Below are 19413 nucleotides of genomic sequence, written 5' to 3' on the forward strand. Positions count from 1 at the left end.
AAAGACATAACATCTCTGATTATCAAGAAAAAAGGAGATTATGTTTTAGCTTTAAAAGGGAATCAAAAACTCCTCTATCAAGCTGTGAAAGAGTGGTTTGAAGTAGCTAAAAAATCAGATTATTTAGGCAAAGACTACAGTCCGGAATGAGCAAGTAGAAGCTGGACATCATCGAGTGGAAAAAAGACAAGTGTGGACTGTTGATGTATCCGAGTTACCACCTCTGCATAATCAAGAATTATGGACGGGATTAAAAACAGTTGTCATGATAGTTAGTGAACGACGGCTGTGGAATAAAACCACGACTGAAGCTCGTTTTTACGTTAGTAGTTTAAGCAGTAATGCTGAGACAATTGCTGGGGCGATCCGTAGTCATTGGGGCATTGAAAATAGCTTACATTGGACGCTGGATGTGACATTTTGTGAAGATGAAAGCCGGATTAGGAAACAGAACTCTCCCGAAAATTTTGCACTTCTACGTCGCTTGGCTATAAATTTACTAAAACAAGAAAAAACTTCCAAACAAAGTCTAAAAATGAAACGGTATCGAGCGGCAATGGACAATAATTATTTAGTGCAAATTTTAAACTCTGCCAGTTAATGCTCGAAATCTAACACCTATCTAAGAAGGAAAATTATCCGGCTTTAAGAAGTTTAGAAAATCTTAAGGTTCTGATTTAATTTGCTTAAATGTGGTTAAAGTTAATGATTTTTAAAAGTTTTTTTTAGTTATTTAGTAATGCACAAATTTAGGTGTTTGTCAAATTAATTTAGATGCGTTTACCCTGACCCCGCAATGTTGCCGAAATCTAGTCACCTGCTTATTGTTAGGCTTTAATTCCGTCCTGAAGCTGAGTAACATTTGCTTTTACCTCATTTCTGCCTTACTCTTATTGTATGCGGAATTAATGCGGAATGACAAAATGCCTAGAAAAAAGATCTACAGCGAGCCTAAGCGTAAAGTCAACCTAAGTCTGACCGAGACTGCTACTAAGTGGCTAGAGTTCAAGCAAGTTGAACTTACTGCAAGCAGTCTTAGTGACGTTATCGAGAGGCTGGCTAGAGAGTTACCCCAAAATTCCATCAATGGGTAACTCTGTCCAAGAATTACGTTACAGTTTCAAACCCCAAAGCTAACCAACAGTGTTAAGCCAACCGCGCATGCGATCAGGATCGGTTGGCGATTTTTGAGGATCTTAGCGCGAAGTATGTCGCGAGGCTGGTCAACCAACTTGGAAATAGCCGGAAACATCACCTTGCCACTGAGGGCTAAAGTGATAGAGCGCGGTATGTCAGCAAGCGTAAGAGCAACGCCGTAAACGCCCAACACATCCAATGTCAGTAATTTTCCCAGAATCAGCCGATCGGCTTGCTCTGCAAAAAATGTTAAAGCCGTTGAAACAAATATCAACTTTCCAAAAGAAAGAATTTCTGTGAACTACCTCTTGATTCCATATCAAGCGGTTAGGCGAACCAGAATTCCAATAGTGGCTCCAGACCAATTGCAGAATTTGTGACGCAAAGGATCCCATCAATATGGCCCAGATGGTCGGACTGAACCACGCCCAAACAATCATTACCACAATCCCGATCGACTGTCCCGACAACTCAAAAATTGCTAGCTGACGAAAAGCCATATTCCGGTTGAGCGTGAACACCGAAGTTGAATTGAACCCGGAGATCACCGTCCCCAAACCCACCACAGGGATTAACCAGAGGAACTGAGGCTGTTGGTATAACTGGGCAATTGACCAGGCCAGCAAAAGCGTACAGAACCAAAGAATCACGCCGCGACAGACCTGCAAAGTCCAGGCAGTGTTCGAGAAAATCTGGCTCTTCCCCGCGCTTGTTCTGGATGACGCTAGTACCGATACCAAGGTCTGAGAACAGGTGCACAGCCGTGATGAATACGTAGACGAGACTCATAAGACCAAACATTTCCGGTACTAGCAGGCGAGTCAGGATCAGGTTACTGCCTAACCGCAGCACCTGACTGATCCCATAGCTAGCAATCGTCCACACTGCCCCCCGGACAGCAAGCTGTTTAACTGATGACATAATAAATTTGGCGTAAGGGAAACCGAAAGAGCAGACTTTTGAGCGAGGTTTTGGTATCAGTTGCTTTTAGCAGCTCACCTGCTGACACAAAAAACGCAGGCCTATCTATTGTTGAGCCATTGATGGTGAGACTTCTCGATTTTAGACCTCAACAGTGCTGCTAATTAGCTGATGTGTGCAACGATCAGCACAATGCTGGTCTGCAACTCGCCGTACCCTAAATCTGTGGATCTTAGATAACATAGTTACAGTGTTACAGTCTATTTAACAAAGACATCATAAACTTTATGTTAGGGAACACAGTGGAATTTATCTGAAAGTTGCACAACGGCTAACTACCTGATTAATAATTACTCATTACCAATGTCACACCCTCTCTACGTCGCCTTTATTTGGCACCAGCACCAGCCTTTGTATAAATCGAGGGCATCTACGGTCGGATCAGACACCAGTTCCAGATCAAACTCGCCCGTATTGCAGTCCAGAAACTTTGACCTCCAAGGTCACTATCGACTGCCTTGGGTGCGCTTGCATGGAGTCAAAGACTACTTGGATTTAGTTCTCCTTCTGGCAAAATATCCTAAACTGCATCAAACCGTAAACCTGGTTCCCTCCTTGATTTTGCAGATAGAAGACTGCATAGCAGACCGAGCATTAGACCCTTACTTGGCGGTAACCCTGAAGCCAGCAGAAACTTTAAACATCGAAGAACAAGAGTTCATTTTAGAACACTTCTTTGACGCCAATTACCACACTCTGATTCAGCCGCATCCCCGCTACGCTCAACTCTACACTCAGCGGCAGGAAAAAGGCATTCAGTGGTGTTTGGAAAACTGGAAATTGCAGGATTTTAGCGACTTGCTGGCTTGGCACAATTTAGCTTGGATTGACCCGCTGTTTTGGGACGACGCCGATATTGCAGGGTGGCTGAAACAAGGACAAAATTTTAGTTTGGTAGAGAGAAAAAACATCTACTCAAAACAAAAAGAAATCCTCGCTCGCATCATTCCCCAGCACCGTAAAATGCAAGCTGAGGGACAGTTGGAAGTCTCCACAACCCCCTACACGCACCCGATTTTACCGCTGCTTGCCGACACTAATGGCGGCCGCATAGCTATTCCAAACATGACGCTGCCACAACACCGGTTTCAGTGGGAAGAAGATATTCCCCGACACCTGAGAAAATCCTGGGAAATGTATCAAGACCGGTTTGATTGCCAACCGCGCGGTTTGTGGCCGTCGGAACAAGCAGTCAGCCCGGAAATTTTGCCCTACATTGCCAAACAAGGCTTTAAATGGATAGTCTCGGACGAAGCAGTATTGGGGTGGACAATTAAACACTTTTTCAACCGCGACGCGACAGGGAATGTCTACGAACCAGAATTGTTATATCGCCCTTACCGTTTAGAAACTCCTGACGGCGATTTAGCCATAGTATTTAGAGACCACAGATTGTCCGACTTGATCGGGTTTACCTACGGTTCGATGGAACCGGAAAAAGCAGCATCAGATTTAGTGGGACACTTAGAAGCGATCGGCAGAACGCTCAAAAACCGACAGTCCGACGGCCAAACAGCTTTAGAAAATCCCTGGTTAGTGACGATCGCCCTAGACGGCGAAAATTGCTGGGAATTCTATCCCCAAGACGGCAAACCGTTCTTAGAATCCCTCTATCAAACTCTCAGCGACAATCCAGATATCAAATTAGTCACAGTCTCGGAATTTCTCGACAAATTCCCAGCAACCGAAACAATTCCCGCAGCCCAACTGCACACCGGTTCCTGGGTGGACGGTTCCCTCACAACTTGGATCGGCGACCCCGCGAAAAATCGCGCTTGGGACTTGTTAGGGCCCGCTAGACAAATGCTGGCAAACCATCCAGAAGCCACAGAAGAAAGCAACCCAGAAGCTTGGGAAGCGCTTTATGCGGCCGAAGGTTCCGACTGGTTCTGGTGGTTTGGCGAAGGCCACACGTCGAACCAAGATGCCATGTTCGACCAGCTATTTCGCGAACACGTAGCGGCGATTTACGACGCTCTTGGCGAGCCCGTACCCCCGGAAGTGCGACGGCAAGTAGAGGTACACGAGGTTCAAGGTGACCACCAGCCGCTGAGCTTTATTCACCCGGTGATTGACGGTATCGGCAACGAACAGGATTGGGACAAAGCCGGCCGGATTGAAGTTGGGGGAGCAAGGGGTACGATGCACCGGAGTTCGGCAATTCAGCGGCTTTGGTACGGGGTTGACCACTTGAATTTTTACATTCGCGCCGACTTCAAGGTAGGGGTGCGGCCGGGAATTGATTGCCCTCCAGAGTTAAATTTGTTCTGGTTTTATCCCGATCGCACGATGAAAAACAGTCTGATTCCGCTGTCGGGTTTGCCCGACGAAGCACCGCTAAACTACCGATTCCACCATCAGTTAGAGATTAATTTGCTGACGAAATCGATTGCGTTTCACGAAGCAGGAGAGGGCGATGAGTGGCAGCCCCGCCTCAGCCGGGCCCAAGTGGGATTGGATAAATGTTTGGAGGTAGCAGTCCCCTGGGCGGATTTGCAGATTATGCCCGACTGGCAGATGAGGCTGATTGCAGTTTTATCGGAAGGGCAGCGTTACTCTACCTGTATGCCGGAAGATGCTTTTATTCCGATCGGAATGCCGTAAAAAGTCATTAGTCATTAGTCATTAGTCATTAGGCTGTAGGGGCGGGTTGCGGGTTTTACCAGCTTTCATAGAACGGTTAACCCAAATACATATAAACCCGCCCTCTGAATTAGTCAACAGTCCTTAGTCATTAGTCATTAGTCATTGGGCTGTAGGGGCGGGTTTTACCAGCTTTCATAGAACGGTTAACCCAAATACATATAAACCCGCCCCCTGAATTAGTCATTAGTCATTAGTCAACAGTCATTTTTTGAACCAACAAAAAATTAAATAATTATCCAATTTTATTAAATTGGGGCTTCTACTCTGGCTACCTAATGCCTTGATAATTTCGCTCGCGTCCGGTCGATCGAGGGCTAGAAAATTTGTTCGTCGTGAGGGCTTCATCCTTCATAAAAAAGAGGACTAAATTCCTGAATACCAAACATACAATGGTTAATTTACCGGAGATCATATCATTAGTCATGGGGAAATAAAAAAACTAATGAGCCGCATTTTACTATTGGTCGATCGCCACCAACAACTTAATTTGCCGATCGCCCACCTCAACACCGAGCATGAGGTGATCGTACTCGATCGCGCTTTAGAACCCAACTCCGAATTCCCCATTCCCCAAATCGCTTTTGACTTGTGCATTCTCGACGAGGCCAATTTCGATCGCATCGGGCCACTGGTAGAATCATTAAAAGCTGCAGCCGAGCCGATATTTTTACCGTTTTTGCTTGTTAGTAAATCCCAAACGCCTGCTCTTTCTGAGCAGCCATTTTCGCTGCCGGCAAAACAACTCGAAGGCAGAATAGACGATTGGATAGTAACTCCCGCCGAACCCGTCCAACTGCACTTGCGGGTAGAGAATTTGTTGGCGCGCAGGCGGCAGTCGCTAGAACTCCACAGACTTCAGGAAATAATTAAAGAACAGACTTTTACAGAAAGTTTGTTAAAGGACTCGCTGCAAACGGCAAACGAAAACCTGCAACGGGAAATCGCCAAGCGGGCCGAGGTAGAAGCTGCAGCGCGAGAAAACTCCTATCTCGACTCGCTGATGAATGCCATGCCAGATATTGTCTGCTTCAAAGATGGCGAGGGCAGGTGGCAGGAGGCAAATCAAGCGATATTGGAAGTGTTCGAGCTAGAAAAAATAGACTACCGCGGCCTTAAAGATTTTCAGCTAGGAGAACTCAGCATTTTTTACCGCGAGGCGCTACAGGCGTGCGAGGTCAGCGATCAAGAAGCGTGGGCAAAAGGTAAGCTTTCTAGGGGTGAAGAAATGATTCCCCGATCGGACGGTACTGTGAAAATCTACGACGTGATTAAAGTACCCGTATTTCACCCCGACGGCAGACGCAAAAGTATCGTGATTTTGGGCCGGGACATCACGGAATACAAGCAAACTAGAGACGAACTCGTGCGCTTGGCGTCGATTGTCGAGTCTTCCGACGACGGCATCGTCGGCAAAACTCTCACCGGGACAATTCAGAGCTGGAACGCAGGAGCAGAGAAGATTTACGGCTACTGTGCGGCGGAAATCAAGGGGCAGTCGATCGAGATTTTAGCCATACCCGAACGCCCCAAGGAAATGCCTCAAATATTGGAAAATATTAGGGCTGGAGCCACCATCGACCATTACGAAACCGTGCACTTGCGGAAAGATGGCCAACAGATAGATGTGTCCCTGACGATTTCTCCGATTAAAGACGCGACTGGAGCGGTAACGGGCGTTTCGACAATCTCTCGCGACATCAGCGACAGCAAGCGAGTGGAGAAAGCCTTTGAACAACTCCGCCACCAAACAGAAATGATTTTGTTCTCCGCAGGAGAAGGAATTTGCGGGTTGAACAAACAGGGAAAAGTAACTTTTGTCAATCCTGCGGCTGTGAGAATGGCTGGGTGCGAATCGAAGCAATTGATCGATCGACCACTCTATGAAAGCTTACACCGTTCACAGCAAGAATGCTCGAGGGCGATCAAGCAACTGTCACCTGCAACAGACATCAATTCAGGCTCTGAACTTGTCCCACACTGCGCCGCACCGCAGGCGGGCAAACTGCTGCCGAAGCGGGTAAGTTCTCAAATTTTAGCCACCTTGGAAGACGGAGAGGCGCGGCGCGTCACCGATGAGATTTTTTGGCGGCGAGACGGCAGCAGTTTTCCGGTTGAGTACGTTGTCGCTCCGATGCGAGAACAAGGCGAAATTATTGGAGCTGTGGTGACTTTTAAAGATATCACGGAGCGGCTTGCCGTCGAGCGCATGAAAGATGAATTCATCTCTGTTGTCAGCCACGAACTGCGGACGCCGATGACCTCGATTCACGGCGCCCTCGGCCTCCTCAACAGCGGCCTGCTGGACGCTTACCCCCAGAAAGCTAAGCGGATGCTGGAGATTGCTGTCACTAACACTGACCGTTTGGTGCGCTTGGTCAATGACATCCTAGATTTAGAGCGGATGGAGTCGAGTTACAGCACTGCCATCAAACAAACTTGCAATGTGGCTGACCTGATGTTGCAGGCGGCTGACGAGATGCAGGGAATGGCTCAGCAGGCGGGAGTTACTCTGTCGGTGAAGCCTGTGGGGGCGCAATTGCAAGCTGTTCCCGATCGGCTAATTCAAGCCTTGACAAATTTACTCAGTAATGCTATAAAATTTTCTCCCTCCGGCGCTACGGTTTGGCTGAGCGGGGAGTTGACCCACAATCCCGATTTGGCAGAAAAAGCAGCGCCCAAGTCGGTGTCGTCTCCGTCTTTGTTGTCTCCTGAGCCTGCAGCCGCGCCTCCGCATTTGCCAGTTCCGAGTTCGTGGTACATCGTGATTGCTGTGAAAGACCAAGGGCGGGGTATTCCGTCAGACAAACTGGAGATGGTCTTTGAACGCTTTCAACAAGTTGATGCTTCTGATTCTCGCCAGAAGGGAGGTACTGGTTTGGGGCTGGCTATTTGTCGCAGTATCGTGCAGCAGCACGGGGGGCGGATGTGGGTGGAGAGCGTTGTGGGGGAGGGGAGCACTTTTTTCTTAAGTCTGCCACTTCTGAGGGAGGGGCTGGCAAATGAAAGTTAATTTCTACCCAGGTGTACCCAACGTTACTGATTTTGTGCAGATTGTTCGATCGAGTCATCGACAAACAATCTCAGCCTTTTCTCCTGTTTGGGGACTGCGGGCAAAAAGCACAATTTGAGGTCGAAAAGCGGCTTTTTTTGGGTGGGATATTTTACAGCAACCGCGCCAGACGGTTAGGATGTTCTTAGTTGAAACCCTGGCGGTCGATTACAACTTCGGTCTTCCTTGTTCCTTCTTCCTTCAACATCTGCTATACAGTTTTGAAAATTTACTTTGACATACTCCCGGGCCTTCAGGCGAGGGGATTCTAAGCTCAAACAGCAATTGCAGGCATAGCCTGTCTAACATCACCTAACTTAACGGTTGATGCCCCAACCGCACAAATAATTTTAGCTGCATTCTCGTCTCTATCATTCACCTTTTGACAGGACGGACAGCGCCATTCACGAACTGACAGATCCAACTCTTTCAGAACGTGTCCACAATGGGAACAAGTCTTACTAGATGGATACCAACGATCAATGAAAACTACTTGTTTTCCTTTCTTGTTGGCAACCCATTCGAGAATTTGGAGAAATTCGCCGAATGCCAGGTCTGAGATTTTACGTCCCCAAAGTCGTTGCATTCCTTTTAGATTCAACGTCTCAAAGCACAGCACGTCGAACTTATCAGTTAGTTCGTGAGCCAATTTCCAGAACCAATCAGAGCGACGATTCACTACGGCTTCATGTTTGCGAACTAGATTAAGTCTTGCTCTTTCTCGGTTCGCTGAGCCTTTCCGTTTTTGGGAATGCTGACGATTTGCTTTCTTAATAGCGCTGAGGGACTGTTTCAGAAATTGCGGTGATTCGATTTTTGTTCCATCTGAGCAGGTGAGAAACGTTTTTAAGCCGAAATCAAAGCCAGCGATTCTACTCGTCTCGACTTTGGTTTCAGGTCCTTCAACGCTGTCAACGACCACAACCATAAATAGCTCTCCTAATGTCGTGCGTTTAATGGTTAACGTCTTGACCGTCCCCTCTATCTCTCTGGAATTCCAATACTGATAAACGCGATTCCCAATCTTAATTCGATTGCCGCCTAATAATTTGTAGCCAGCTTGCTTGAGAGTGAACGATTTGTATCTGCGAACTTTCTTGAATCCGGGAGGTCGAACTCCTTTCTTGTGATGCTTAAAAAACAGTTGGTAGGCTTTCTCAATGCGTTGGCAGATATCCTGCACAGCTTGAGAGCCGACCGTTTGCCAGAACGCTTTACGCTTTCTGTGTTTGGCAATATGCGATTGAAGTTTTGCACAATTCAAATGCTTTCCCCACATCCGGTAGTACCGTTTATGGAGTGCAATGCAATGGTTATAAATCACCCCCGCAGCATTGATACTTCGCTTGAGGTGTTTATTCCGCTTGCTTTGATATAGCTTGAACTTCAATGTTTTCATGCTAACTATGATAACCTAATAGGTAGCGAGTGGGTAGCCAAATGGTCAGAGAAAGATTAAGTATTCGCATTGCCGTGAGTCGGCTAGAGAAGTTGCGGAGAATTGCCAAACAGAAAGAAAAAAGAATGACCCAACTTGTAGAGGACTGGATTGATAAGCTTAAAGAGGAAAAGCCGTCAAGCGAAGGACTGGGCTTTAGACCCAGTTTTTCGGTAAAGTCCGATCGGGTAAGATTATTTGCTTTACAAAATATTCACATTTCGCTTCTAATCTGTGATCAGTTCTCATTGCTAAAAAAATGTTAATTTTGACTGCCAAGCGCATCTTGGTTATTGACGATGCGGAAGATATTCGGGAAGTAGCTCAAGTCAGTCTTGAACTGGTGGGGGGCTGGGAAGTCCTGACAGCGAGTTCGGGCCGCGAGGGCGTTGCTAAGGCTCTTGCCGAACAGCCTGATGCTATTCTATTGGACGTGATGATGCCCGACCAAGACGGGCCTACTACTTTTATACAGTTACAAGCTAATAAGGCTACGCAGCACATTCCGGTAATTTTATTGACAGCTAAGGCTCTGGCTGGGGACAGGCGGATGTTCGCGGATTTGGGGGTGGTGAGCGTGATTGCTAAGCCTTTTGAACCGATGTTTTTGGCGGCTCAGGTCGCTGAGGCTTTGGGCTGGGAGCAAGAATAGATCGATCGCCCGCATTGAATTATGCAGCTTTTCAAGCAGTAGTTTTGCAGGCAAAGAGAGTTAAAAAACTTGGTTTCTTTGGTCGGGTTCCTTAGATAAAATCCGGTCGAGCGGACAGGATATATGTAGGGGCTTAGGCGCCGTGCCTTTCGTCCTGTCAGCTTAAGACTAAAAACCGCATTCCGGTATCAGTTTCAACCCTGTTGGTCTTGGGGTGAAATTGATACCAATTAGCGATGCCTAATTCCCTATTGGTAGTGGGTCATTTAACCGGATTCGACCTCAGCCATGAACTGAATATTCCTGTGGATTTATCGGGCTAATATAAGCTGACCGGAGTATTTTACTTTTTGTGACAACTCACTCGTCTTCATAAGTTCTTCAGGTTTTAGTTTTATGTTTAAGCAGAACGTCAGGGATCGCTCCTGACTGTTGACAGACACATTGGGAGAAGACGATTATGCCCTCAGCTTACATTTTGCTACTAATAGTTTCTCTGGCAGCAGTCTGGGTTTACTGGCAAACCTCTCAAGATATTTTTGTTCTTGTGGCTTGGGCCGGGCTGGGTTGTTTTATTTGGGGTTTCTCTTGGGCACCTTGGAGCGTTCAGCTTTTGATTGTGGTGTTACTATTGGGCCTCCAAAAGTGCTACTTGCGCGACGCTCAAAGCTGTGAGTGAAAGAGATTTTTTATTTTGGTGCCTGCTGGAATTGAGATGTGCAGGCAGTCGTGAATCTCTCTAATGATTGGGTTATCGCTCCATATCTTCAAAAAAGGTTTAAAATATCATGAATAGTTGCCCTTGTTGCTCCTCTAAATTGCTCCGCCACGCTCGCCACAATCGCCTTTATTGGTTCTGCTCGCAGTGCTGGCAGGAAATGCCGGATCTGTCGGAGATGATTTCACGTAACAGCGTGGGGAATCACAAACGCGACGGTTTGGTGAAGGTTGCGACTTTGACTCCTAAATTGAGGATTTTTGATTCTGTAGAAATTGCTTAGTTTGCTGGAGTTAGTCTCGCGATAAATATTGAGACTGAAAAGATTTTTGTTTGTGCCCTCTGTGGGATTTTTTGATAAAAAATGCACTCATCCCCTTCCGTGTGAAGTGAAGGGGACTTATTAGCGGGGGGATGAGTGTACTTGTGATGGGGTCGATCGCCCGACTGAATTTCAGCTATTGTATGCAGTTAAGCTGATTACATCAAACCGATTTGAGAGAGAATGCCTTGACCGGTGAGGAATTCGGTAGCTAAGCCGATAACGAAGCCTAACATTGCCAAACGGCCGTTCCAGGTTTCAGCGAACTCAGTGAAGCCCAACTTTGCGTCTTTGTTTTCCATGACCAGAAACCTCGTTTAATTTCAACCTTCTGTAACTAAACTTAACACAGCAGTACCAAGTTTGCAACATATTTTTACATTTACTGTTTAAATGCCGCAGATCAGCAGGAGAGGCTTGCTGGGAGAGGGGCGATCGCATCGGAGGCGAGAAACCCGGTTTCTTCTTGTATTTTTCGTGACTCGTCGCAAAATCTCGTAGAAACCGGGTTTCTGAGGTCAGGGCGCGTGGGTCGAAGGATGTCAGAAAAATAATTTTTAGTTAATATAAAATAGCAAAAATCTAGTGACACTCCGCCTGGGGTGCCGCGGAAGAGCAAACCCTAATTGTTTCGCACACAGCATAATTCCGGGGCACCATGCAATCTGAATCTATTAGATGCGAAGGTATTTCACAAAAATACTCATCACCTCACCACTTTTAGCAGTTGGTAGCAGGGGACTCCAGACACCAACCTCAGCGTACCCGCGCGCGTGGAGTAGGTAAATTGTACTCCTGACAGCTTGGGGAGAACCTATCAGCAGATGTTTGAGGGGTTCTTTCTCAGGATTTGCTGCGTCGGGAGTTAGCAGCGACGCGGGAAGTTGAATGGCGTCGCTGCTGGAATTCGATAAAAAACTCTGTGTCACAGTGATTAAAGGCTTTTGCTAGTTGAGTGCTACATCCAAAAAATACAACACCCAGCCCGCTTGACACCACCAATTCAGTGTAAATATTCCCCTATTTTTTTAGATTTGTTTTTGATTCGTTCTAGTACCTCCTCCAAAAAATCTTCATTTTTGCCAGCAACCTCTATCATCTCTCGCAGCGTGTCAGCGTATGACAAGGTACGCTTGTGGTGGTCTGGCATTTTTTCAAAACTCGGCCCCCACCGCTTGACGGCATCAATATTAACGCCTAAAACCTTTACCAGAAGCAGGTTGCAACGCGCTTTGTAGCCTCTGGCTTTTTCTTCTTCTTGTGTGGCGTGGAACCACCGACGGCAAAAATCCCAAGCTTCCATTGACTCACTCAGCCAGCTAAACCATTTGTCGCGTCGCGACGTTCTGCAAGTTCGCAACATAGGGTAAAAATTACACTGTTTTAGGATTATGGTATCATCCCATTTGGTGTAATATTTCCCCTAATAGACTATAGCTGACAATTGAGAGTTACCCACAAGTAGCCAGAAACCGGGTTTTTTTGCGAAAATACTTCGCTGCATCCCGCAGATTCGATAAAAAACCCGGTTTCTTTTGTCGGATCGCATAAGTCCCGTTCATAAAATCAAGCTCAAAAAATAAATCAGATTACCCATTGACATTTTAGAATTAATGTGCAAGCATCAAAGTAGTATAGCTGAGATAAACACCCTCATTCAAAAGCAAGGAGTGTTGGTTAAGTCGTCTCAGCGAGGATGATGGGTTTATTTCGGCTGGCACAACATTTGTTTAAATGTGTATATCAACGGGTTTTTAGAACCCCTAGCCGAAGTTTACACATCGTATCGCTGAGACGCTAACCAAACAACTACAAACTAAATTCATAGTTTGTTACTAGAGCCATTTGTTAAATGGGCGATCTCATTTTTGAGCGAACCCAAAAACAATACTTCGTGCTAGATGGGTAATTTATTGATGCTGTCTGCTCACCCTTTTTTAGGAACGATCCAATGACAGACAATCATCGAACCACAGGCCAACAAAAAAGCCAGTCTCAGCCTTTAGTTTCCATTTATTGGGATTATCAGAACATCCCTGATTACAAACGAGCCAAAGATTTATTACTCTTTGCTAGTGGACTAGGATATGTAGTCAATCAAAAAGTTTACGACAATTGGAAACAAAGAAATAAGACTGCACAAGAAACTTTAGACTATCTAAAATTTCAACGTTTTGATGTATCCCTAAACATCAAAAATGCTGTAGACTTTTATTTGTCAATGAACTGCTGTAGCGAGGCTTCAATGAGTTCATACCCACACACATTTATTATTGTGTCTGGAGACGGCTACGGTGAAATTTTGATTCACGATCTGCATGAAAAGGGGAAGAAGGTGATAATTGTTGCCCGCAAAGGTAATGATAGTCACAATCTCAAAAAGCTTGCCGATCGATTTTACTTGATCGATGAATTGCCGAAGTCGATCGAGACTTACAAACTGACTGCCTAAACTTCCTAGACATTCACCAGGTCGCAGATAGCAAAAATCCAGTTTATTTGATAAACTAGATTCTCCAAACCAACGGCTATCTGCGGCTCTTTCATGTCCACATAATAACACCCAACTCAAAAAAAAATAACCATTACAAAACTCCCATGCCATTAACTAATCCAACACAAGAACTCCAAATAACCCTTCCCGAATTCAATAATGAAAAACTGCTGCGCCAAGCGCTCACCCATCGTTCCTACGTCAACGAAAACCCCACCTTCAACGAAGAAGACAACGAACGCTTAGAATTTCTCGGCGATGCTTTGCTGACTTTTCTCAGCGGCGAATATCTCTATCAGCGTCATCCAGAAATGGGAGAAGACCAACTGACTCGCCGACGTTCTGCATTAGTAGATGAAAAACAATTAGCCAGATTTGCTACTGAAATAGGTTTAGACTTAAAAATGCGGCTCGGAAAAGGAGCTTATCGAGAAGGTGGGATTACTAATCCAAATTTGCTCAGTAGCACTTTTGAAGCATTTATTGGCGCTTACTATCTCGACACGCAAGACATGGACAAAGTTCGCAACTTTGTTCAACAAATGTTTGATTCTGTTCCCGAAAATGTTGTGGAAACTCGATCGACTGTAGACTCGAAAAATCGCTTTCAAGAATGGGTACAGGCCAATGGTGACACGACTCCGCCCAAATACGTGACAGTCCAAGCAGGAGGCACACCCCACAAGCCGGAATTTCTCGCTAAAGTGTATGTCGCAGAGAAACTCTATGGAGAAGGTAAAGGCAAAAGCAAAAAAGATGCTGAGAAAAATGCGGCTGAAGATGCGCTAGCAAAGTTGAAAAAACGCGGACTGATCTAAACTTGAAAACGGGGGTAAAAACTACTAGCTTTTTTGTGCGCTTCCGGCGTTGGCCAAGCCCTCGAAGACGATCGCCCGAATTGATTGCCAGAGCGCACAATCGGCTATAATCAGGACTTGTGCAAGTGTTACCGCCGTCGATAGAGGGTTGCAAGGGCAGAAATTCGTTGACGAGTACCCCAGTGTCGATCGTAATTTTGGGAAATATCAGAGCAATTCATGTCTACTCAAAACCCGACTACCCTAACTGTTGAAGAAGCACAGCAAATCCTCAAAGATTTCACTTGTCTGGATATGCAATCTGTAGCATCGCCGCTGGAAAAACAGGCACTCCGTCAAGCGATTTTGCTGGTAGCAAGTTTGTCGGATTATCAAATGTTGGGAGTGTGCGCTTCTTCGACGGATGAGGGGTTTTTAGCTTTAGAAGCTTATTTAAAAGCTTTGGGATATCAAGCTGTTTTAGATCCCAATGCTGTCTCGACCTTTGCTGGTTCGGTTTATATTAAGTTCAATACTTTGAAGGGGTCGTATTATGTTGACGGCTATCCCGGAACTTACCGGGGCGTTTTGATTTCGTGCCAATCTTCCTCAGAAGGTGGAGTTAGCGGCACTTACGGTCATTTACCTCTCGATTTATTTGTTGATTAATCGGGAATTGGGCATAGGGCATAGGGCATAGGGCATTGGAACAAAAAACTAACAAAAAACAACAGCTAACAGCCAACAGTCAACAGTCAACAGTCAACTGTCAACTGTCAACTGTCAACTGTCAACTGTCAACTTACCGATTACCGATTAACCCTTACCAACGATCAATTCTGCCTCTGGTGCCGGTGCAGTTTCTTCGGGCGGCAGTCCCAAAATATCGCTGTACAAGTTGACGTATTTCCGGGCCGAAATATCCCAGCTAAAATCTTCTCTCATGCCGCGCTGTTGCAGTTCTCTCCACTTATCTTTGTAGCGGAAACCTTCCCAAGTTCTGATCATGCAGGTGAACAAGTCTAGGGGCTCATAGCGATCGAAACAGTAACCTGTACCGGTATTGTCGATGGGGTTGTTGTGGGAAACGGTATCCACTAAACCGCCGGTGCGACGAACCATTGGCACGCACCCGTAGCGGAGGGCGAGCATTTGGCTGATGCCGCAGGGCTCGAAACGGCTGGGCATCAGGAAGCTGTCGCAGCCTGCGTAAACACGCCGGGAGAGGGCCTCGTTGTAAAGTAGTTGGGTGGACATCCTACCGGGATAGCGGGCTGTCATTTGCCAGAGTTGGGTTTCGTAGTAGCGATCGCCCGTTCCGAGTACAATAAATTGAGCGTCGGTATAGGCCATGAATAGATCGAGCATTTGAATTATCAAATCCAATCCCTTCTGTTCTACCAGCCGCGTCACCATGCCGATCAAAAAGGCATTTTTATTTACTTCCAAACCGACTTCTTCTTGCAGCGCAATTTTATTAGCTGGGCGCTTTTCAATAGTATCAGCACTAAATTGTTGATGGAGGTACTTGTCAGTTGCTGGGTTGTAAGATTCTGTATCAATTCCGTTCAAAATGCCCGATACTTTACCGCCGAGGTAAGAGAGCAAACCTTCCAAAGTTTCCCCATAAGCTGGGGTTTTGATTTGCTCGGCGTAAGTCGGTGAAACTGTATTTACTCGATCGGCAAACTGTACTGCGGCAGCCATTGTATTGTGACCTTGCATATACCAAGGACACCAAGTCATCTGCTCCAAACGCCAGCGCCACGGCCCTTGATAAGCTAAATTGTGAATAGTAAAAACCGTGCTGATATCGGGGTCTTGGCTCATCCAAACAGGTATCATCCCCGTATGCCAGTCGTGACAGTGGATAATTTGGGGCTTCCAATGATTCCAGGCAAATTCAGCCGCAGCATTGGCAAAGAAAGTGAACCTCCAATCTTCATCTACACCGCCGTAAACGCGGCGCGGCAAGAAAGATGGATGTTGTAATAAGTATAAAGGTACATCGGTTCCCGGCAAAACAGTTTCAAACACCGAGAAGCTTTGGAACATGGCAGACCCATCCCAAACAGGTTTTTTGGGAACGTCCATTTTGTCGGGGACGAAACCGTAGTAGGGCATGAAGATGCGGACATCGTGGCCCATGCGCCGCAGAAATTTCGGCAAAGCGCCGACGACATCGCCCATACCGCCCACTTTGGCGAGGGGTGATGCTTCGGCGGATACAAATAAAATACGCATTATTTTTTTGTGTTCCTTGAGATTGTTAGTCTAGATTAAGTTTAAATGGCGAGTGGCACAATATTAACGCGCCTGCCAAAAACAAGTTTGACACTCCCCGGTCTAAAGACGCGGGAATTCTTAAGGACAAGCTTTGGGGGATGAATCCCGCCAAAGTTTAATTCTTAAAGGGTTCGTCAGCAGCCCACTACCCACTCGCTTAATAATTAAGTCTGTGGCTACTTTTGATTTCCGAATGATGTTCCCTGCACCGTTAGTATCTGCATTGATCAATAATCCAGTGCTAGAACGGTACAATCCTCTTTTGATTCTTTTGCCCGATGGCTGCCAATTGTCGGGTTTTTCACCGACTTTCACTGGCAGAAAATCTCGGTCTAAAAAACTCGATTTTGATGTGTAAGATTCATCTTGATCTACAAATCGCCATCCCATTAAGTCGCATTCTTGCTGCAATCTTTCCTTGACTTTAGCGGTAGGAATTTGAACAAAACTCTGATTGGTCTTACCTCCCATATTAACTTCTTGCTTTTGTCCTTTATTCCAGCCAAAAACTATGACGTTAATTTGGTTATTTTTGCAATAATTTACGATAGTGCTGACTGCTTTATTAACCGCATCTCTCATTCTGCGGGCGCGAGTTTCCGATAACTGTTGCAGTCTTTTTGACGAAAAGCCTTGAGGTAATTTATGTCGGGCGTGTTCAGATTGAAGAAAAGCTTTTCGTTTGTTAAACCATTGATTCCAAGACTTCAACTTATGACCATCAATAATGAAAGGGTTGGCATTGCTAGAGACACAGGTTAACCAATTGTTGATGCCATGATCGATGCCCAAAACTCCTGTTACTTCGAGACTGCACAGGCGAGCCTGTTCAGTTAGACTTTCGTGGACATACTCAATCCAGACCTGACCGTTTCTAGGGATCAGCCTAAGTTCTTTGAGCTGGCAATCTTTTAACCTTTCTGGCAATGGAACCCAGAGAGCATCTGTCCCAAAGTGTCCTTTCCCTTTGGTTCCCAGAGGTAGCCTCACTCGATTGCCAACTATTTTTAAGGCTTGCCCTGGATAGGAGACTTGGTACATAGCGCCTTTTGCTCTATATTTAGGCAGCCTCGGTTTTTGATTAATCTCTCCTTTTTTGGCTAACCTTTCCAAGGCTCGAAAAGAGCTAAAAGATTCGGCAACAGATTTAAGGGATTGTTGAGCTACCTGAGAATAGAGTAAACCGTAATTCTCGTTGGCTTTAGTGATTTTGTACAAGTCAAGATATTTGACAGCACTTTTATCCTTAAAGTATCGTTGGCGACTTTCGTAAGTGCCAACATTAAACAGATTGTTCGACCATCTCAGTAGTTGCTCAACAATGGTTTTGTGGAGTCCCTTTAAATGCCAAATATCTTTTTGTACTGCATACATTTGATTTCACCTCCTTTGATTTATTTTACCGCATCTGGCAATCTTGATAGTAGGCAGGATAAATCCTGCAACGCCCTTTCATCCCTGGGCTAAAGCCACAGGGTTTTCAGGGTATTCTTTATAAATCTGAGTTGCTGTAGCGATCGCACTTTACTCAAGAATGCGATCGCCCTTTTTCCATCCGCGTTTATCGGCGGCGCTCTGTGGCGAACAAAAGAGCGATCGATTTTATGATAAATATTGAATAAAATCTGTAGGGGCGGGTTCACCAAAATATTTGCCACCCACCGATAATCTTGATAAACCCGCCCCCACCCAACCAATAACCCCGATCAACCATTTCCCCCACCGTTAAATACAATTAATTTTTAATTTCTGGGTGGGGTGGGGGCGGGTTTTTATCATTTGTCTGTGGTGTCAAATATCTAGGCGAACCCGCCCCTACATTGGTGGTTAAATGTGGGATAAAATCTACCGACAGCTACGGACTAATTCTGAGAATTGTCCTCAAAAGTCTCCTCAAATCCCGCTAGAAAATCATCCAAAGCTTCAGAGGCGATCGCCAAATTAATACTGTCGGCATCTTCCAATCCCCAGGTATTCACACCAACCACTTGACCAGCCATATTAATCAACGGCCCGCCCGAATTTCCCGGATTAATCGCCGCATCAGTTTGCAACACCTTCACCTCAGCAACATCTTCTTCATCGTCGCCTTCTTCATATTCCTCTGGTTCGCGAATTGCACTAATAATACCTTGAGTTACAGTTGAAGCAAACTGCCCCAAAGGATTGCCCACAGCAATAACTCTATCTCCCACTTTCACATCCAAAGACAACTCTAGGGGAGGATATTCTTGGGGAGAGTCCACTTGTTCCCCTGTGTTCGGGTCGAAGGTAAAATCGCTAATTAAGAGTAATGCTAAATCTTCTTCGGCATTACCAGTAAACACCACCTCGGCCAATCTCAATTTTCCGTCGTGAGTTTCGACTAAAACCTGTTCGATTTCATCTTCTTCATAGAAGTAATCTTCATCGGCAATATCTTCTACAACGTGATAGTTCGTGACAATTATGTCCGGCGATACAAAGAACCCGCTTCCTGAAGAAATCTCTTCTTCTGTATCCCAATCCATGACGTAAATTGAAACTAAGGACGGCAAGACTTGCTCGACTACATCCGAAAAACTTCCGGCTTGAGTTTTGAACTCTTTCAATTGCTTCTGCAAAGCTTGTTGGTCTGCCTGCATTTTGCTATAGAGTTGCTGAACCTTTTTCACTTCCAGCTTTAATTGAGTTTCTCTAGCGCTCATATTTGGCTTTTACCTGAAATAAATTGCTGATTAATTTTGGATGTTTGATTGTAGATTTTGGATGGGGATGTTAAGAATTATAGGACTTACGAAAAAAAACCGGTTTTTACCATAAATCTTGGGCTATACAGCGAGACTTACATCAGAAACCGGGTTACTTAACACCCGTGCGGAGCGTCCTAAATTAGTCAGATATTTTTGAAATC

The 19413-nt window shown here is 45.6% G+C and carries 18 protein-coding genes and 1 pseudogene; 9 read left to right on the plus strand and 10 right to left on the minus strand.

Annotated features, from left to right (window positions below):
- Positions 1–175 precede the first annotated feature (175 nt).
- On the plus strand, positions 176–601 hold the full coding sequence (locus QUA00_RS27310; protein WP_333411814.1) for an ISAs1 family transposase: 426 nt from the start codon (positions 176–178) through the stop codon (positions 599–601).
- Between the two features lie 519 nt (positions 602–1120).
- Here QUA00_RS27310 and QUA00_RS27320 read toward each other — a convergent pair.
- The 3 genes and pseudogenes from QUA00_RS27320 to QUA00_RS27330 all read right to left on the minus strand — a co-directional run.
- Positions 1121–1411, minus strand: coding sequence for an oligosaccharide flippase family protein (locus tag QUA00_RS27320; RefSeq protein WP_333411816.1), 291 nt, complete (start codon positions 1409–1411; stop codon positions 1121–1123).
- On the minus strand, positions 1293–1787 hold the full coding sequence (locus QUA00_RS27325) for an oligosaccharide flippase family protein (RefSeq protein WP_333411817.1): 495 nt from the start codon (positions 1785–1787) through the stop codon (positions 1293–1295). Before QUA00_RS27325 ends, QUA00_RS27320 begins: the two co-directional genes overlap by 119 nt.
- Before the next feature lie 100 nt (positions 1788–1887).
- Positions 1888–2058 (minus strand): annotated as a pseudogene (locus tag QUA00_RS27330) (oligosaccharide flippase family protein); the annotation flags it as partial.
- Positions 2059–2421: 363 nt separating this feature from the next.
- On the opposite strand from QUA00_RS27330, the gene QUA00_RS27335 reads away from it, so the two are divergent.
- Positions 2422–4722: a glycoside hydrolase gene (locus tag QUA00_RS27335; protein ID WP_333411818.1), complete on the plus strand. Its 2301-nt coding sequence runs from the start codon at positions 2422–2424 to the stop codon at positions 4720–4722.
- Positions 4723–5206: 484 nt separating this feature from the next.
- Entirely contained in the window at positions 5207–7774 is a 2568-nt protein-coding gene (locus QUA00_RS27340) for a PAS domain S-box protein (RefSeq protein WP_333411819.1), read from the plus strand.
- A 313-nt stretch (positions 7775–8087) separates the two neighbouring features.
- Here QUA00_RS27340 and QUA00_RS27345 read toward each other — a convergent pair whose 3' ends face one another.
- Positions 8088–9212 (minus strand): RNA-guided endonuclease TnpB family protein, encoded by a 1125-nt coding sequence (locus tag QUA00_RS27345; RefSeq protein WP_333411820.1) that lies wholly within the window; start codon positions 9210–9212, stop codon positions 8088–8090.
- A 298-nt stretch (positions 9213–9510) separates the two neighbouring features.
- On the opposite strand from QUA00_RS27345, the gene QUA00_RS27350 reads away from it, so the two are divergent.
- The 3 genes from QUA00_RS27350 (at position 9511) to QUA00_RS27360 (ending at position 10904) form a co-directional block, all read left to right on the plus strand.
- Positions 9511–9903, plus strand: a complete 393-nt coding sequence (locus QUA00_RS27350) for a response regulator (RefSeq protein ID WP_333104178.1) — start codon at positions 9511–9513, stop codon at positions 9901–9903.
- Positions 9904–10363: 460 nt separating this feature from the next.
- Entirely contained in the window at positions 10364–10582 is a 219-nt protein-coding gene (locus tag QUA00_RS27355; protein ID WP_190655558.1) for a hypothetical protein, read from the plus strand.
- 109 nt (positions 10583–10691) lie between these two features.
- Entirely contained in the window at positions 10692–10904 is a 213-nt protein-coding gene (locus QUA00_RS27360) for a hypothetical protein (protein ID WP_333291588.1), read from the plus strand.
- Between the two features lie 197 nt (positions 10905–11101).
- Here the strand turns inward: QUA00_RS27360 and QUA00_RS27365 are convergent, their stop codons facing one another.
- The 3 genes from QUA00_RS27365 to QUA00_RS27375 form a co-directional block, all read right to left on the minus strand.
- Positions 11102–11245 carry a chlorophyll a/b-binding protein gene (locus QUA00_RS27365; RefSeq protein WP_006632525.1) on the minus strand — a complete coding sequence of 48 codons (144 nt, stop codon included), beginning with the start codon at positions 11243–11245 and terminating at the stop codon, positions 11102–11104.
- A 372-nt stretch (positions 11246–11617) separates the two neighbouring features.
- Positions 11618–11872, minus strand: coding sequence for a hypothetical protein (locus tag QUA00_RS27370; protein WP_015176458.1), 255 nt, complete (start codon positions 11870–11872; stop codon positions 11618–11620).
- A 74-nt stretch (positions 11873–11946) separates the two neighbouring features.
- Positions 11947–12306: a hypothetical protein gene (locus QUA00_RS27375; RefSeq protein WP_333172864.1), complete on the minus strand. Its 360-nt coding sequence runs from the start codon at positions 12304–12306 to the stop codon at positions 11947–11949.
- A gap of 588 nt (positions 12307–12894) precedes the next feature.
- Here QUA00_RS27375 and QUA00_RS27380 point away from each other — a divergent pair.
- The 3 genes from QUA00_RS27380 (at position 12895) to QUA00_RS27390 (ending at position 14903) form a co-directional block, all read left to right on the plus strand.
- Positions 12895–13395, plus strand: coding sequence for an NYN domain-containing protein (locus QUA00_RS27380; RefSeq protein WP_333142458.1), 501 nt, complete (start codon positions 12895–12897; stop codon positions 13393–13395).
- Positions 13396–13541: 146 nt separating this feature from the next.
- Positions 13542–14255, plus strand: coding sequence for a ribonuclease III (rnc, locus tag QUA00_RS27385; RefSeq protein ID WP_333142457.1), 714 nt, complete (start codon positions 13542–13544; stop codon positions 14253–14255).
- A gap of 219 nt (positions 14256–14474) precedes the next feature.
- Positions 14475–14903 (plus strand): DUF1824 family protein, encoded by a 429-nt coding sequence (locus QUA00_RS27390; protein ID WP_333142456.1) that lies wholly within the window; start codon positions 14475–14477, stop codon positions 14901–14903.
- A gap of 147 nt (positions 14904–15050) precedes the next feature.
- On the opposite strand, the gene glgA is transcribed toward QUA00_RS27390, so the two are convergent.
- The 3 genes from glgA to QUA00_RS27405 all read right to left on the minus strand — a co-directional run bounded on the left by glgA (position 15051) and on the right by QUA00_RS27405 (position 19207).
- Positions 15051–16478, minus strand: a complete 1428-nt coding sequence (gene glgA, locus QUA00_RS27395; protein WP_333038719.1) for a glycogen synthase GlgA — start codon at positions 16476–16478, stop codon at positions 15051–15053.
- 120 nt (positions 16479–16598) lie between these two features.
- Complete coding sequence (locus QUA00_RS27400; RefSeq protein WP_333391838.1) at positions 16599–17894, minus strand: transposase; 1296 nt, start codon at positions 17892–17894, stop codon at positions 16599–16601.
- A 488-nt stretch (positions 17895–18382) separates the two neighbouring features.
- Positions 18383–19207 (minus strand): S1C family serine protease, encoded by an 825-nt coding sequence (locus QUA00_RS27405; RefSeq protein ID WP_333411821.1) that lies wholly within the window; start codon positions 19205–19207, stop codon positions 18383–18385.
- Positions 19208–19413 lie beyond the last annotated feature (206 nt).

The organism is Microcoleus sp. T2B6 (assembly GCF_036700475.1).
Taxonomy (GTDB): Bacteria; Cyanobacteriota; Cyanobacteriia; order Cyanobacteriales; family Microcoleaceae; genus Microcoleus.

Excerpts from the sequence above, each read along its gene's own strand:
- QUA00_RS27380 (WP_333142458.1), top strand. The coding sequence starts at position 12,895 with ATGACAGACAATCATCGAACCACAGGCCAACAAAAAAGCCAGTCTCAG.
- rnc (WP_333142457.1), top strand. The coding sequence starts at position 13,542 with ATGCCATTAACTAATCCAACACAAGAACTCCAAATAACCCTTCCCGAA.
- QUA00_RS27340 (WP_333411819.1), top strand. The coding sequence starts at position 5,207 with ATGAGCCGCATTTTACTATTGGTCGATCGCCACCAACAACTTAATTTG.
- QUA00_RS27360 (WP_333291588.1), top strand. The coding sequence starts at position 10,692 with ATGAATAGTTGCCCTTGTTGCTCCTCTAAATTGCTCCGCCACGCTCGC.
- QUA00_RS27390 (WP_333142456.1), top strand. The coding sequence starts at position 14,475 with ATGTCTACTCAAAACCCGACTACCCTAACTGTTGAAGAAGCACAGCAA.
- QUA00_RS27400 (WP_333391838.1), bottom strand. The coding sequence starts at position 17,894 with ATGTATGCAGTACAAAAAGATATTTGGCATTTAAAGGGACTCCACAAA.
- QUA00_RS27375 (WP_333172864.1), bottom strand. The coding sequence starts at position 12,306 with ATGTTGCGAACTTGCAGAACGTCGCGACGCGACAAATGGTTTAGCTGG.
- QUA00_RS27365 (WP_006632525.1), bottom strand. The coding sequence starts at position 11,245 with ATGGAAAACAAAGACGCAAAGTTGGGCTTCACTGAGTTCGCTGAAACC.
- QUA00_RS27355 (WP_190655558.1), top strand. The coding sequence starts at position 10,364 with ATGCCCTCAGCTTACATTTTGCTACTAATAGTTTCTCTGGCAGCAGTC.
- QUA00_RS27405 (WP_333411821.1), bottom strand. The coding sequence starts at position 19,207 with ATGAGCGCTAGAGAAACTCAATTAAAGCTGGAAGTGAAAAAGGTTCAG.
- QUA00_RS27335 (WP_333411818.1), top strand. The coding sequence starts at position 2,422 with ATGTCACACCCTCTCTACGTCGCCTTTATTTGGCACCAGCACCAGCCT.
- QUA00_RS27350 (WP_333104178.1), top strand. The coding sequence starts at position 9,511 with ATGTTAATTTTGACTGCCAAGCGCATCTTGGTTATTGACGATGCGGAA.
- QUA00_RS27345 (WP_333411820.1), bottom strand. The coding sequence starts at position 9,212 with ATGAAAACATTGAAGTTCAAGCTATATCAAAGCAAGCGGAATAAACAC.
- glgA (WP_333038719.1), bottom strand. The coding sequence starts at position 16,478 with ATGCGTATTTTATTTGTATCCGCCGAAGCATCACCCCTCGCCAAAGTG.